This window comes from Mycobacteroides sp. H001 (assembly GCF_001440005.1).
Lineage (GTDB): Bacteria > Actinomycetota > Actinomycetes > Mycobacteriales > Mycobacteriaceae > Mycobacterium > Mycobacterium gwanakae.
In genome coordinates this window covers 478,503-492,011 of the sequence record NZ_LJYH01000024.1, presented here as the reverse complement: position 1 = coordinate 492,011, position 13,509 = coordinate 478,503, and the positions used below count along the sequence as shown (strand labels likewise).

The following is a 13,509-nucleotide window of genomic DNA, read 5'->3' as shown; positions in this document are numbered from 1 at the left end:
TCGATATGTGCCGTCCGCGATATTGACCCGCCGCGGGTTTCTCGCTGCCGGTGCCACGCTCGCCGCGGGCACCGCGCTGGCTGCCTGCACCAAGGACTCTCCTCCCACTTCCGAGCGCAACGGTGTCGCCGTCATCAAGCACGCGTTCGGCACCACCGAAGTCAAGACTCCGCCGCAGCGCATCGTCAGCGCCGGGTACACCGAGCATGACTACCTGCTGGCGCTGGGCATCGTCCCTATCGCGGTCACCGAGTGGTACGGCGGATTCCCCTTCGCCACCTGGCCATGGGCTACCGATCGCCTGGGCGCGGCGACACCCGAGGTGCTCACCCTTACCGACGGACTGATGGTCGACAAGATCGCATCCCTGAAACCCGACCTCATCCTGGCCACCAACGCCGGGCTGGATCAGGACAACTACAACAAGTTGTCCGGTATCGCACCGACCATCGCGCAGTCGGGCAAGTACGCGTTCTTCGAGCCGTGGAAGGACCAGGCCAAGGCCATCGGGCAGTCCGTATTCAAGCCGTCGGAGATGGACGCGGTGGTGCAGGCCGTCGACAGCAGATTCGCTTCGGCCACGTCTGCGCACCCCAGCTTCAAGGATAAGAAGGTCATCTACCTGCAGGGTGAACTCCTCGACGGACAGGCCATCGCGTATCGATCCGGACCGCGCACCGGATTCCTCAGCTCCCTCGGATTGGCTGTTCCCGCCGAATTGGAGAGCTACGGCAAGGCCGACCAGCTCGCCCATCTTCCGGCCGATCAGCTTGCCAGTGTGCTCGGGCAGGCCGATGTGTTGGTGTGGGGCACCGAATCCGACGAACAGAGCACCGCGCTGCAGGCCGACCCGGTGATCACCAAACTGGGCTCCTCGCTGCTGAACCGCAGCATTTTCACCAGCAAGGAGTTGGCCGGCGCCATCAACTTCAGCTCGCCGCTGAGTCTGACCTACGTGGCGGACAACCTGGTCCCCCAGCTGGCCCGAGTACTGGGGTGATGAACTACCCACCCGCCCGACCGGCCCAGCCGTATTGGGCTGACGTTGTGATTCGCGTAGTCGGCGGCATCGTCGGCGCGATAGCTCTTGGTGTCTTCGCACTGGGTGCATACATGGTGTTGTCGACCCGGCTGTCGTCGAATCCGTTCGCCGACCCGCACGGCTACGGGCTGATCATCGGAATGGTGCTCGCCCTGCCCTGCGGACTGCTGGCCTCAGGCACGCTGCCGTTGGCGCTTCCCCGCAGGCAATGGCTTCGCGCCTTCACCATCGGCTTCGTCGTGTATCTCGCGTCAGCGGCATTGTTGATCTACTCGGCCGCCACCATGCCCAACCGCCCTCCGCCCTGCGCGACAAATCCACCCGCGCCCCATTGCAAGCACGCACCCTAGACTTCGCGGAATGGCGACAAGCGAGGTCGAGACAAGCCCCCAGGATCATGTGGTCTTCGCCCAGGTAGGCCGCAGCTACTATCCGCTGCTGTCGGCTGTCTTTGTCGGAGTCGTACTCATCTCGAACGTGGCTGCCACCAAGGCAATTGGCTTTGGCCCTGTGGTCGGCGATTGGTCGCTGATCACCGACGGGGCGTTTGTGCTGTTCCCGCTGAGCTATGTGATCGGCGATGTGCTCAGTGAGGTCTACGGGTATCGCGCCACTAACCGGGTGATCCTGCTCGGGTTCGCGATGGAGCTCCTGGCATGCCTGGTGTTGTGGACGGCCAAGATCCTGCCGCCCGCCGACTTCTATCCCAACCAGGAGGCCTTTTCCACCATCGTCACCAGCATCACCACGCTGATGGTGGCAGGACTGGCGGGATATCTTGTTGGACAAACACTTAACGCGCTCGTGGTGGTGCGGATGAAGAAGCGTTCCAAGGAACGCCACCTGTGGGCGCGATTGGTGGGTTCGACGGTTATCGGCGAGTTCGCCGATTCACTGGTGTTCTGTTCCATCGCGGCCACCGCGCTGGGCATTCACACCTTCGGCCAGTTGGCGACGTACACGGCCCTGGGCTGGATCTTCAAGTCGGTGGTGGAGATCGTGATGCTGCCGATTACCTATCGGGTGATCGCCTACATCAAGAAGCACGAGCCGACTTATACACAGGCCGGATAAATGCGCCCCTAGGCGTGGCCACGGGAGTACCGTCGAAATATGAGTACCGCAACGGATTTGAAGGTGCGGGATCACGGGGATCGGGCGTTGTTGCTCGAGTGCACATCCGTGCAGGAAGTGCTGGCGTGGACGTCGGCGCTGAATGCCGACCCTATCGACGGCGTCACCGATATCGTTCCCGCGTCCCGGACCGTACTTCTCAAGCTCGACAGCCCGGCCGACCAGGCCATAGTGCGGCACCGGCTGACGCAACGCACGGCACCGTCGGGCACGGCGGAGAGCACCGCCTCACCACCGGTGACCATCCCGGTCCGGTACGACGGTCTCGATCTCGAAGAGGTTGCCGAACACACCGGCCTCGGTGTAGACGGTGTCATCGCGGCACACACCGGAACGGTATGGACCGTCGGATTCTGCGGATTCGCACCGGGATTCGCGTACCTCGTGGGCGGGGACACGCGTCTGGCCATCCCGCGCCGCGCCGACCCGCGCACCAAGGTACCTGCCGGTGCCGTCGCACTCGCCGGCGAGTTCAGTGGGATTTACCCGCGTGAATCTCCCGGCGGCTGGCAACTGATCGGCAGCACCGACGCCGTCATCTGGGATCTCGACCGCAACCCACCTGCGTTACTGACGCCCGGTACCCGTGTCCAGTTCCAAGTCCAAACCCAGGGGACGATCGAATGAGACCCACCCTCGAGGTAATGCGCACCGGCCCTCTCGCCCTGATTCAGGACCTCGGCCGCGTCGGCAAGGCGGCCATGGGTGTCGGACGCTCCGGGGCAGCCGATCGCAAATCGCATTCGCTGGCCAACCGGTTGGTGGCGAACCCCGACCATCTGGCGACCATCGAGGTGACACTGGGCGGCATGTCATTTCGGGTCTCCGGCGGCGATGCGGTGGTGGCTGTTACCGGTGCCGACACCGATCCATCCGTCAATGGAATTCCCTTCGGTACCAACAGTATTACCCAAGTTCAAGATGGCGATGTGGTGTCGCTCGGAGCACCGCTCAGTGGCCTGCGTAGCTACGTGGCCGTGCGCGGTGGAGTCAGCGTGGCGCCGGTGATGGGCTCGCGCAGCTTCGACATCCTGTCTGGCATCGGCCCCAAGCCGCTGCAGGCCGGGGACAGGCTGCCGGTCGGACCACGGTCCCCTTCCTTCCCGGAGATCGAGCAAGCACCGGTGGCCACCATGTCCGATGACATCGTCGAACTCAAGGTGGTGCCCGGTCCGCGTGACGACTGGTTCGTCGATCCCGACGAGCTGACACACGGCAGCTGGATCGTCTCCGATCGCAGCGACCGGGTAGGCACCCGGCTCAGCGGTAAGCCTCTGGAGCTACGCGACCCCGCCAGGCAGCTGCCGAGCGAGGGCGTGATCCGCGGTGCAATCCAGGTGCCACCCGGCGGCCAGCCCGTTATCCTGGGCCCTGACCATCCGGTGACCGGCGGCTATCCGGTCATCGGGGTGATCACCGATCAGGATGTGGACCTGGCCGCCCAAGTGCGGCCAGGACAAACCGTTCGGTTCCGCTGGTCAAGACCGCGCCTCAGCTAGGAGCATCCCGTGTCTACGATGCCGACCGTACCCGTCATCCGGACCCACACCGCGCGACTCATCCACACCGCCGATCTGGATAGCGAAACACGCCATGCGGCAAGGGAATTACTGATCGAAGCCTTTGAGGGTGAGTTCACCGAGGAAGACTGGGAACACTGCCTGGGCGGCATGCATGCGCTCATCTGGTACCACGGCACACTCATCGCCCACGCCGCGGTGATCCAGCGTCGGCTACTCCATCAAGAGCGGGCCATACGCACCGGATACGTGGAAGGCGTTGCGGTAGATAGTGACTGGCGCGGCAACGGGCTAGGGCGCGCAATCATGGACGCGGCCGAACAGGTTTTGCGTGGCGCCTATGAACTGGGCGCGTTGAGCGCCGATGACGAGGTCGCACCGTTCTATCGGGCACGCGGCTGGGTCCCCTGGCTCGGAACCACTCCCGTCGCAACCGCAGACGGCATTGTGCCCGCAGAGGATGAGGGCGTGCACGTACTGCCGATGAGTTCCGGGGTTGACCCCTCCGGCTCACTGACCTGTGATTGGCGCGGCGGCGACGCCTGGTGATGTCCTCGGCGACGCAGGAACACCCAGATCACCGCGATCACAAACGCCAGCCGTGCAGCACTGCCGGCCGTCGCCAGTAGGCCGTTGACCACCTGCGCGATGTCCACCGGATACCGCAGGATGATCCCCGCCATCGCAGCGGCCTGTACCAACTCCAGCGAGCCGACGATCACACAGAGCCGCACATGCATCCGGTGATAGGCGCGCAAGTCCGCATCGCCCCAGTGATGACGTGCTACCCAACCCGGGCGGATCATGTCGATGATGACTTCGGTGAGAGGCCGTTTCGTCAGACAGCTACCGATATAGAACAGGCCGAACAACACCACCGGGACCACATGGGTGAGTTGAGCCAGCTGTGGTGAGCTGGTCAGCAGCGCGACCACGAGCGTCGCGCCGTGCATCAGCATGATGAATCCCGCGACGATGTCGAAGCGCCTGTCTCGCAATGCCGTGTAGATGACGCGCAGCGCCGAGACCACCGCCGCGGCCATCAGGGCATGCAACTCCGAGGCACCCAGCAGGCGCATCCCGTAGTACGTACCCAGGCCGAGCGCGGCACTGACCAAAGCGTGTCCGAGTGTGAATTTCCCTGCACCCTTACCCAACCCACTCACCACAGCGACGGTACCGACGCAATCTAAGAGAGCCTGAGAAAGCGGGGCTACCTGCCAGCGAGGGCGCGTTCCTTACGGCGCAAGTACATCCGGATCGCAACGACGACGCCCACGATCAGTCCCCCCGTGGTCAGCATCGACACCACCGGGTTCACCGCCTGGACCACATCGACGGAGAAGCTGTAAATGATCACCACCATCAAGGCGCAGAACAGCAGGCTGAAGATCCCGCACCAGAAGCTGACGAGAACATGCAGCCGGTGGTACGAGCGCTGGTCCTCATCGGTCCAGCCCTGTTCCTCGGCCAGTTTCTCCACGCCGCCGGGCCAGAGTTTGGTGACCAACAGCTCGGTCAGTGGCTTGCCGATGAGCGCACTAACCAGAAAATAGGTGGCCAGCAACATGCCCGGCACCTCGTTGGTGACCTGTGACAAACGTGGGTCGCGGGTGAGCCACGCCATGACGAGGCTGACGCCAAAGATGGGCACCACCAGCAATGAGACCGGATCCAGGGCCCGCTTCCACGCCATCTTCACCAACGCCTGGGCGGCCGATACCGCGGTGGCGGCCATCAGCGCGTGCAGCTCCGAGAAGCCTGCCAGGCGCAGACCGAAGTAGGCACATAGCGCGGGTCCGACATTGAGCACGCCCTCGATCAAAAGCTGGCGGGGCGAGATCCCGTTCTCGGTTTCGGGCTGCTCGGTGGACAGGGACACCGCGCGACTGTATCCGGTCGTCAGGCCGCGGGCGAGTCGTACGTCATGCGCTGGAGGTAGCGCCGGATAACCACAATGATGCCGATGATCAGCCCCATTGTCGTCACCAGGGAGAAGATTTGATTGACCGCCTGGGCGATATCAACCGAGAAGCTGTAGATGATGACGATCGATATTGCCGACAGCAGCAGGCTGATGACACCGCACCACAAACTCACGTGGACATGCATCCGGTGATACGAACGGAAGTTCTCCGGAGTCCAATGATGTTCGGCCGCAATCTCTTCGATTCGCCCAGGCCGAGCCTTCGCGATCATCAGTTCGGTGAGGGGCTTGCCGATGAACGCACTTCCGATAAGAAACAGCGATAGCAGGATGCCGGGAATCGTGTTGGATACCTGGGCCATACGTGCATCGGAGGTGACGAGCGCGATGACCAGACTCAGCCCGAAGTTGAACATCAGGAAGCCCGACAGGACGTCGAACTTGCGGTTCTTGACCACCGTGATCAACACCTGAATCGCGGCGACCACCGTGGCAGCAATCAACGCGTGAATCTCGGGTTGCCCAAAGGCACGCAGCAGGTAATAGGTGCCGAGGGATGGTCCGACGCTGGCGAGGGTGTGCCGGAGCACGACGCGCGCTGACGCCTTCTGATTCTCTGCGGGCTGCTCGGGCACGCGGCGAGGGTACCCGGCGAAACTGGGAATCAGAGGCTGGCACGCAGCGGCGATGAGCTCGCGCGCGCGTTCGCCGTCGGCGTACAGAAAACGGAACTTTAGCGCGGGTCACTCAAGTTTGTACGTGTGACGGCCGGTTGAGATTCCGGCCCTATAGAAGGAGACACGCTATGAGCAATCTGGTTTGGACACGCCGCAGCCCGTTCGCCGAGTTCGACGCGCTGGTACGTCAGTCCTTCGGCCCCGCCACCAGCTGGCCCACCCCCGGTTTCGTTCCGTCCGCCGAGGTCGTGAAGGACGGCGATGACGCCCTGGTCCGTCTGGACCTGCCCGGCGTCGACGTCGACCAGGACGTCACGGTCGAGGTGGAACGCGGCAAGTTGGTGGTGTCCGGTGAGCGCCGCGACGCACGCGCCGAACAAACGGAAGGACGCGTACTGCGCGAGGTCCGCTACGGCACGTTCCGCCGCACCTTCACATTGCCCACCCATGTGACGGGTGATGCGATCTCGGCGAGCTACGACGCGGGCGTGCTGACCGTCAAGGTCGCCGGCGCCTACGCAAACGCCGAGGCGCAGAAGATCGAGATCACCAAGTAATCGGCAGGCCGAGAAGGGAAGTCCGCACTATCCGGCGCGGGCTTCCCTTTTCTTCGCCTCGCGGGCCAGCATGCGGTCGCGCTGCTCTTCGAACTTAATGACTTGGCGCTTAAGGTCTTCCACGTACGCGGCGAGCTGCTCGCGTCGCTGCTCTCCCTTGGCACTGAAATCACTGCGATCGAAGATCCGCCACTTCCGTAGATTCGGCGTGACAACCTCTTCGAGATGCTGGCGGGGGTCGTAAATGCCGTGTTTGGCCATCAGCACACCATTACGGCGGAAGTTCGGCATGCCCTGTCCGGGCATGCGGAAGTTCTCGATCACCGCGGCAATCGCCTCCAACGCCTGATCTGGCACGAGATCCAGTGCGGCACTGCACATATTGCGATAGAAGATCATGTGCAAGTTCTCGTCGGCAGCGACACGTTGCAGCATCCGGTCCGCGACGGGGTCGTCACACACCTTGCCGGTGTTGCGATGGCTGACGCGGGTCGCCAGCTCCTGCAACGTGGTGTACGCGACCGAGAGCAGGAAGTCGGTCTTGTGTACCGACTCTTCCTCATCGGTGGGGTTGAAGCCCGCGGTCATGTGTTCCATCCGCGCCCGCTCCAACGCCACCGGATCCACTCCCCGCGTCACAACCAGATAGTCGCGAATGACGATGCCGTGCCGGTTTTCCTCGGCGGTCCAACGCCCCACCCAGGTTCCCCAGGCACCGTCGAGACCGAAGTACTGGGCCGCCTGGCGGTGGTAGGACGGCAGGTTGTCCTCGGTAAGCAGATTGGTGATCATCGCCGCCTTGGCAACTTCGCTCAGCTGTGACTGCTCCGGGTCCCAGTCGTCGCCGCCCATCTGCGCAAAATTACGACCGCGTTCCCAGGGAACGTAGTCGTGCGGATGCCACTCCGTGGCCACCGACAAATGCCGGTTAAGGTTGGCTTCAGCAACGGGTTCCAACTCGCTGAGCATCTCAAGGTCGGTCAACTCTCTTGACATTTCACCTTGTCTTTCGCGTTGGAGCCCCGAGCCCACGCACAGGGTAACTTATCTGAGCAATGTTTTAAGGTGCCTGTCAGTCACGACTGATTGCCTGCAACTTCCACCCCGACCACACCGCCGGACGGGTCACCATGCCTGTTTCGGCCCCCACAGCTGGGCAATGGCTTGCTACAGACCCGATACTCGAACCGGCTTCGCAGCACCATAGCGCCGTGAGAGCAACATCACTAATCGGGCCGTGTCACATCGCCCTCACACCGAGGAATTGCCGCCCGAGTCCAACATCGGGGCCAGGTAATCCAGCGCAAACCGGCGCGCTTGTTCCGGACTCTCCAGGCCTATCACCGTCTGCCTCGTCAGAATCAAGGACAGGGCAATACGTATATGCAGCTCGGCAACCGTACGCAAGTGAGCCAACATCTGCTCCGAAACCTCTGCGTCACCGTAGATCTCGCTCTTCCAGAGGCTCGCGCAAAACTCGCGGAACGTCCCGATGAGCGGGCCGGCCTCCACCGTGAGGGAGGGCAGGATCGAGTCAGGCTCGGTTTCCAATAACCTCCGCAGAAGCGGGTGATCGATGATGAATTCAACGGTGTAGGAGGAGCTTTCAGCCATTCGTTCGGCCAGCGTCATCGTGCGGCCCTCGACACGCGCGGACACCCCGATCATGTATTTACGCAGCTCCGCATACACGACCGCTTCGGTGAGGGCCTTCTTGTTCGGAAATCGCCGGTAGACCGTCGCACGGCTCAGCCCAGCGCGCTTCGCGACGTCATCAACCGTGGACCGGCGCCAGCCCACCACCGCGATCTGCTCGAAGGCGGCCATCAGTACCCGCTCAGTGAGTTCGTCGACATCGTCGGGTAGGCGCAGCGCGGCAGGGTCGGCCGAGGCCAGCGTATTGAGCAGTGTGTCCTCAGTCACTTGCGTCGCGCGCTCCTTGTCACTCCTCCGGATGTCGACCATACTTCAGAAACAAAGAGATGAAAATTGTCTCACGATCTCCAATGGAGGAGGACACATGTCACGAGCTGCGTTTTCTCGCTACATCCAGGGCGTCTGCGCGAGCCGCGTTCAGTTCCTCGCATTCCTCATGGGTGTTTGGTTCGTCACGAACTGGGTCGTCGGGATGATGATTGACCCGAGCTTTCCTACGCACTCCACACATGAGATGTACGTGGCCGCGTTCTACGCATACGGCGTAATCCCAGTCGGCGTGAACGGCTGGCATGCCTTCTTTCACCTGGCCACGGGCATTGCGCTCTTGATCGGCGCACGCACCCAAACCGGCGCCATCCGATCCGCGGCCGCAATGGCACTCGTCTATTGGGCCATGCTCGCGGTCTGCGTCCTGGGCGGCATGACCGTGTGCAGCGTGATGGCCGTCGACACCGTCGGCAACTGGGTTCATGGCAGCGAGGGCGTCATCCTTGCCGGCATCGCTGTCTACGGCCTAGTCAGCAGCAAGGAGCGCGCGGTGGTCCCCGCCGCGTAGCGGCTACCACCGTGCGCCGGGCGGCCCCATCGAACGGTCGGTACTTTGAACACGTGCGAACTGCGATGTGTCCCGCGGCAGCCGCCGCCACTGCATTCCTTGCCCTGCTGAGCGGATACGGGCTGTCGTCGCCAGCGGAAGCACAGGCATCTGCCTGCGCCGACATCGACCTCTCGTTCGCGCGCGGCACCAATGAACCCGCAGGTCTGGGCGATGTCGGCAAGTCCTTCACCGACGCGGTCCAGAAACAGCTGAAGGGCGCCAAGGGGATGAGCATCTCCACCTACGGCGTGGACTATCCCGCAAGTATCGATTTCATCCAGGCCGGCAAGGGCTCGGACGATCTGAGTAAGCACATCCAGAAGACGGCCGCCGACTGCCCGAAGATGAAATTCGTCGTCGGGGGGTATGCACAGGGCGCTGCGGTAGTCGACGTGCTGCTAGGCAACACTCCCCCGGGTACCTATACCTTCACCAATCCCCTGCCCGCCGGGCTCGAGCAGCGCATCGTCTCCATTGTGCTGTTCGGTGATCCCAAGAACATTCGGCCACCCGGCGTCGATGCCAACCTCGCGATCCGTGAAGACCTGCTGCACAAGGTGATTGACGTCTGCAACCCCGGAGACTTCTTCTGCGATCCGCAGGGTGGGGACATCGTCTCGCACACCACCTACGCCAAGGACAAACTCACCGACGGCGCGGCGGAGACTGTGGTCCAGCGCCTGGTCGCCGCACTGGGAAATCGCTGCCAGGGCAGCGAGCCGTCGGGCGCCTCCGCGACCTGCGCATAGTCGGAGGCAGGCGCCCCCCGTTTTGCCGGTTCCGGCGTGCCGGGACGGCCTGACGCAGAACAATCAAACCACTCCAACCACGACATTACGCGGGTTGTAGCCACATGTGTACAGTCGTGGATGGCCATGTTGTAGACGAATGACTACAGCGGCAGGAGCGGAGGGTGACGAGCGCATGAGCAGCGATATTCGCGTGGTGGAGCCGGGCGAGTACACCTCACCCGCACGTCCACCGGAGATCGAAGGCATTCCCTGCGCCGACGGAAGACCGCTGCCACCCGGCCCGGTGCCGGGCCGCCCCTATGCGCTGCCCGCAGATCTCCTCGTAGAGGAGTTCGGACCGCTCTTCTATGCCGATTTCGGGGTTTCGCGCCGGCTGTATGCGTGCTCGCTGGCATTGGTCGAGGAGCTATGCGACGAGAGCCGGTTCATCAAGGGCATCACCGACCGGCTGGATCGATTCCGTCCACTCGCGGGCGATGGATTGTTCACCGCCTACCCGGGCGAGCCGAACTGGCAGAAGGCCCACGATGTTCTGTTGCCCGGCTTCAGCTTCAGTGGTCTGCGCAACTACCACCCGGCCATGCTCGATATCAATCGTCAGCTCCTTGCCCGGTGGGACGCGAGCGCCGGCGAGCATCTTGTGGACGTGGCCGAGGATCTGGGCAAGCTCGCCATGGATACGGTCGGGCTGGCCGGGTTCGGGGCGAGGTTCGATTCCTACCAGCGGGAGGGACTTGCGGCTATTCCGGCGAGCTTCGCCGTCGCACTGCACCAGATGCTGGCTCCTGAAGGTGCTCACAGCGATCTGTTCGCGGCCGAGCAACAGAAGCTACATACCTTCATCGACGAGCTCATTGCCCGGCAGCGCGACGGCGCGGACGAGCATGAGAATCTCCTCGGACTGATGCTTGCGCCCGGTACCCCACAGTCCCCGGCGCTGGAGCTGAGTAGCGTTCATTCTCAGGTCCTGACGTTCTTGATCGCCGGGCAGGACACCACCTCCACGGTGATGCCGACCGCGCTCTACAGCCTGGTCAAAAACCCTGCCGTGCTCCACCGGGCCCAGGCCGAGGCTGACGCGCTGTTCGGGCCGGAAGACGACCACACCCCCACGTTCGACGAGATCGGCAAGCTCCGTTACATCCGCCAGATCGTGGACGAGACACTCAGGCTTTCGCCCCCGGTCCGTGAATTCGACCGAATGGCAACAGAAGACACCCTGCTCGCCGGGCGCTACCCGGTGCGCAAGGGTGAAGTCGTCACTGTCCTCACGACCGCGCTGCACCGTCAGCCGCAATGGGGCGACAACGCGGAGACTTTCGACCCAGACCGGTTCTCGCCGGAACGATCTGCCAAGCGACCGGTGAACCTGTTCAAACCTTTCGGCACCGGAGCCCGTTCCTGCATCGGACGGCAGTTCGCGCTGCACGAGGCGACGATGGCCCTAGCGACACTGGTACACAGATACCGCTTCATCGACTCCGAGCACTACCAATTGCGAACCCAAAGTGATCTCATCCGGAAACCGGTGGGCTTTCGGATTGGCTTGGCGCGACGTACTTCCCAGGACCGCCAGCATGAGTCGGCAGCCGCGACCACCCCGTCACCACAGGCGTCGCGGCAACTGGCGGTCACCGCTGTACCCGGATCGGCCCTGATCGTCTTCCATGGCTCAAACCTGGGCACCTGTCGGGCACTGGCACACCAACTGGCTGAGGAAGCTTCCGATCTCGGCTACCGGACGACTGTGGCCCCGCTGAACGAAGCGACACACGCCCTGCCCAGCGAGAGCGCCATGGTGGTCGTGGCCTCCTCCTACAACGGTCAACCGACTGACGATGCCCGACAGTTCCTCACCTGGCTCGATAGCGCAGAAGCGCGTGCGGACGGCGGGCTGCGCTACGCGATACTCGGCGTCGGAGACCGGAACTGGGCCGAGACGTACCAGGCGGTGCCTCGAAAGATCGATGAACGCCTCGCAGCGCTCGGCGGCACGCCAATTGTTTCCCGTTGCGAGGCAGACACTTCCGGCGATTTCGCAGGCAGCGTCGAGTCCTTCTCGCAAGCACTCTGGACGTCGTTGGGCACGGTCGCCAGTACGGATACTCCCAGCGGCACCCTCGAGGGTCCCCTTTACGAACTCCGCGCCATCGACGGGCCGGTGACGGCGGCAATCGATGCCCGGTTCGAGGTAATACCCATGACCGTTCTGGAGAACCGGGAACTGGTCGGCACCAACAACCCACTGGGACAGGCCAAACGGCTGGTACGTGTGGCATTGCCCGCCGACGTCGAGTATCACACCGGGGACCACCTCACCGTCCTCGCGGACAACCAGCCCGAAGTCGTGGACAAAGCCGGAGAGTTGCTCGGCCTCATCCTGGACCGGCGCATCTCCATCAACACCCGGCGCAACAGCCGCCGGGCCATTGCACTGGACCGCGAAGTAAGCGTGCGTGAGCTACTCACCCACTTCGTCGAACTGCGCAAGCCGGCCACCAGAACGCAACTGCTCCGGCTGGCCGCGGCGAACCCCTGTCCACCGGAACGATCCGCGCTGGAGGCGCTCGCCGAGCATCCGGAGACACGCTCGCTCGGTATCGCAGGGTGCCTCATGGAGTTTCCCGCCACCACGCTCTCGCGCGCCGAACTTCTTGAACTGTTCGAGCCGATGACGCCACGGCACTACTCGATAGCTTCCTCGGCCCGACAGAGCCCGGGGATCGTCGAGCTGGTGGTCAGCGTGCTCGATGCCCCCGCCCGATCCGGGTTCGGAGATTATCAAGGAGTGGCCTCCAACTACCTCGCCAACATCACACCAGGACAACAGATCCGGGCACGGGTCGATCAGGCCCGGCAGGCGTTTCGTGCCGGGGCCAACCCCGCCCGCAATGTCATCTTGGTCAGTGCCGGTACCGGAGTCGCACCGTTCCGGGGATTTGTCGGTGATCGGCTGGCCGCACAGCGCGCCGGCGAGCCATATGCTCCGGCACTCTGCTTCTTCGGCGTCCGGCATCCGGAAGTCGACTATCTGTTCCGGGACGAGTTCGCGGCCGCCGAACAGTCGGGCGTCGTCCACATGCGCCCGGCATTCTCTCGCGCATCCGAGAACGGCATCAAGTACGTACAAGACCGGATTGCCGCCGACGCGGACGACGTCTGGGATCTGCTCGGCGATCCGGCCAAACAGACCCATGTGTATGTCTGTGGCGACGGCGGCAAGATGGCCCCAGCCGTCCGGGAGGCATTCTTGGATATCTACCGAAAGCACACCGGCGCCACCGAACCTCAGGCGCGGAACTGGCTTACCGGCCTGGTGGAGGCCGATCGCTACGTGGAGGATGTCTGGACCGAGTGAGGCATA

At 63.3% G+C, this 13,509-nt stretch carries 14 protein-coding genes and 1 pseudogene; 10 read left to right on the top strand and 5 right to left on the bottom strand.

The window, feature by feature from the left end; genetic code table 11:
- The first annotated feature begins 19 nt into the window (after positions 1-19).
- From AOT83_RS08690 to AOT83_RS26745, 6 genes are read left to right on the top strand one after another with little or no spacing between them, the layout of a single operon-like run.
- Positions 20-1,000, top strand: coding sequence for an ABC transporter substrate-binding protein (locus AOT83_RS08690; RefSeq protein WP_078284864.1), 981 nt, complete (start codon positions 20-22; stop codon positions 998-1,000).
- Positions 1,000-1,392 carry a hypothetical protein gene (locus tag AOT83_RS08685; protein WP_030097251.1) on the top strand — a complete coding sequence of 131 codons (393 nt, stop codon included), beginning with the start codon at positions 1,000-1,002 and terminating at the stop codon, positions 1,390-1,392. Before AOT83_RS08690 ends, AOT83_RS08685 begins: the two co-directional genes overlap by 1 nt.
- A gap of 10 nt (positions 1,393-1,402) precedes the next feature.
- Positions 1,403-2,116 (top strand): queuosine precursor transporter, encoded by a 714-nt coding sequence (locus AOT83_RS08680; protein WP_030097252.1) that lies wholly within the window; start codon positions 1,403-1,405, stop codon positions 2,114-2,116.
- A 39-nt stretch (positions 2,117-2,155) separates the two neighbouring features.
- Positions 2,156-2,803, top strand: a complete 648-nt coding sequence (locus AOT83_RS08675; RefSeq protein ID WP_057965456.1) for an allophanate hydrolase subunit 1 — start codon at positions 2,156-2,158, stop codon at positions 2,801-2,803.
- Positions 2,800-3,675, top strand: coding sequence for a 5-oxoprolinase/urea amidolyase family protein (locus AOT83_RS08670; protein WP_057965457.1), 876 nt, complete (start codon positions 2,800-2,802; stop codon positions 3,673-3,675). The genes AOT83_RS08675 and AOT83_RS08670 overlap by 4 nt, the downstream gene beginning before the upstream one ends.
- An 18-nt stretch (positions 3,676-3,693) precedes the next feature.
- Complete coding sequence (locus AOT83_RS26745) at positions 3,694-4,245, top strand: GNAT family N-acetyltransferase (protein ID WP_070927752.1); 552 nt, start codon at positions 3,694-3,696, stop codon at positions 4,243-4,245.
- A 59-nt stretch (positions 4,246-4,304) separates the two neighbouring features.
- Here the strand turns inward: AOT83_RS26745 and AOT83_RS28425 are convergent.
- The 3 genes and pseudogenes from AOT83_RS28425 to AOT83_RS08650 form a co-directional block, all read right to left on the bottom strand.
- Positions 4,305-4,862 (bottom strand): annotated as a pseudogene (locus tag AOT83_RS28425) (VC0807 family protein); the annotation flags it as partial.
- A 47-nt stretch (positions 4,863-4,909) separates the two neighbouring features.
- The gene (locus AOT83_RS08655) at positions 4,910-5,578 is read right to left on the bottom strand and encodes a VC0807 family protein (protein ID WP_030097256.1); all 669 of its coding nucleotides are present in this window, start codon (positions 5,576-5,578) and stop codon (positions 4,910-4,912) included.
- Between the two features lie 20 nt (positions 5,579-5,598).
- Positions 5,599-6,258 (bottom strand): VC0807 family protein, encoded by a 660-nt coding sequence (locus tag AOT83_RS08650; RefSeq protein WP_057965458.1) that lies wholly within the window; start codon positions 6,256-6,258, stop codon positions 5,599-5,601.
- Positions 6,259-6,428: 170 nt separating this feature from the next.
- Between AOT83_RS08650 and AOT83_RS08645 the strand changes: the two genes are divergently transcribed.
- Positions 6,429-6,857, top strand: coding sequence for an Hsp20/alpha crystallin family protein (locus tag AOT83_RS08645; RefSeq protein ID WP_030097258.1), 429 nt, complete (start codon positions 6,429-6,431; stop codon positions 6,855-6,857).
- A gap of 27 nt (positions 6,858-6,884) precedes the next feature.
- Here the strand turns inward: AOT83_RS08645 and AOT83_RS08640 are convergent, their stop codons facing one another.
- Both AOT83_RS08640 and AOT83_RS08635 read right to left on the bottom strand, forming a co-directional pair.
- A complete protein-coding gene (locus AOT83_RS08640) occupies positions 6,885-7,853 on the bottom strand; it encodes an acyl-ACP desaturase (protein WP_030097259.1) in 969 nt (322 codons plus the stop codon).
- A gap of 255 nt (positions 7,854-8,108) precedes the next feature.
- Positions 8,109-8,780 (bottom strand): TetR/AcrR family transcriptional regulator, encoded by a 672-nt coding sequence (locus AOT83_RS08635; RefSeq protein ID WP_057965610.1) that lies wholly within the window; start codon positions 8,778-8,780, stop codon positions 8,109-8,111.
- 97 nt (positions 8,781-8,877) lie between these two features.
- Between AOT83_RS08635 and AOT83_RS08630 the strand changes: the two genes are divergently transcribed.
- From AOT83_RS08630 to AOT83_RS08620, 3 genes are all read left to right on the top strand, one after another.
- Positions 8,878-9,351 carry a DUF4383 domain-containing protein gene (locus tag AOT83_RS08630; protein WP_030097261.1) on the top strand — a complete coding sequence of 158 codons (474 nt, stop codon included), beginning with the start codon at positions 8,878-8,880 and terminating at the stop codon, positions 9,349-9,351.
- Positions 9,352-9,416: 65 nt separating this feature from the next.
- On the top strand, positions 9,417-10,142 hold the full coding sequence (locus tag AOT83_RS08625) for a cutinase family protein (protein ID WP_044105383.1): 726 nt from the start codon (positions 9,417-9,419) through the stop codon (positions 10,140-10,142).
- Positions 10,143-10,317: 175 nt separating this feature from the next.
- Positions 10,318-13,503, top strand: coding sequence for a cytochrome P450 (locus AOT83_RS08620; protein WP_057965459.1), 3,186 nt, complete (start codon positions 10,318-10,320; stop codon positions 13,501-13,503).
- Positions 13,504-13,509 lie beyond the last annotated feature (6 nt).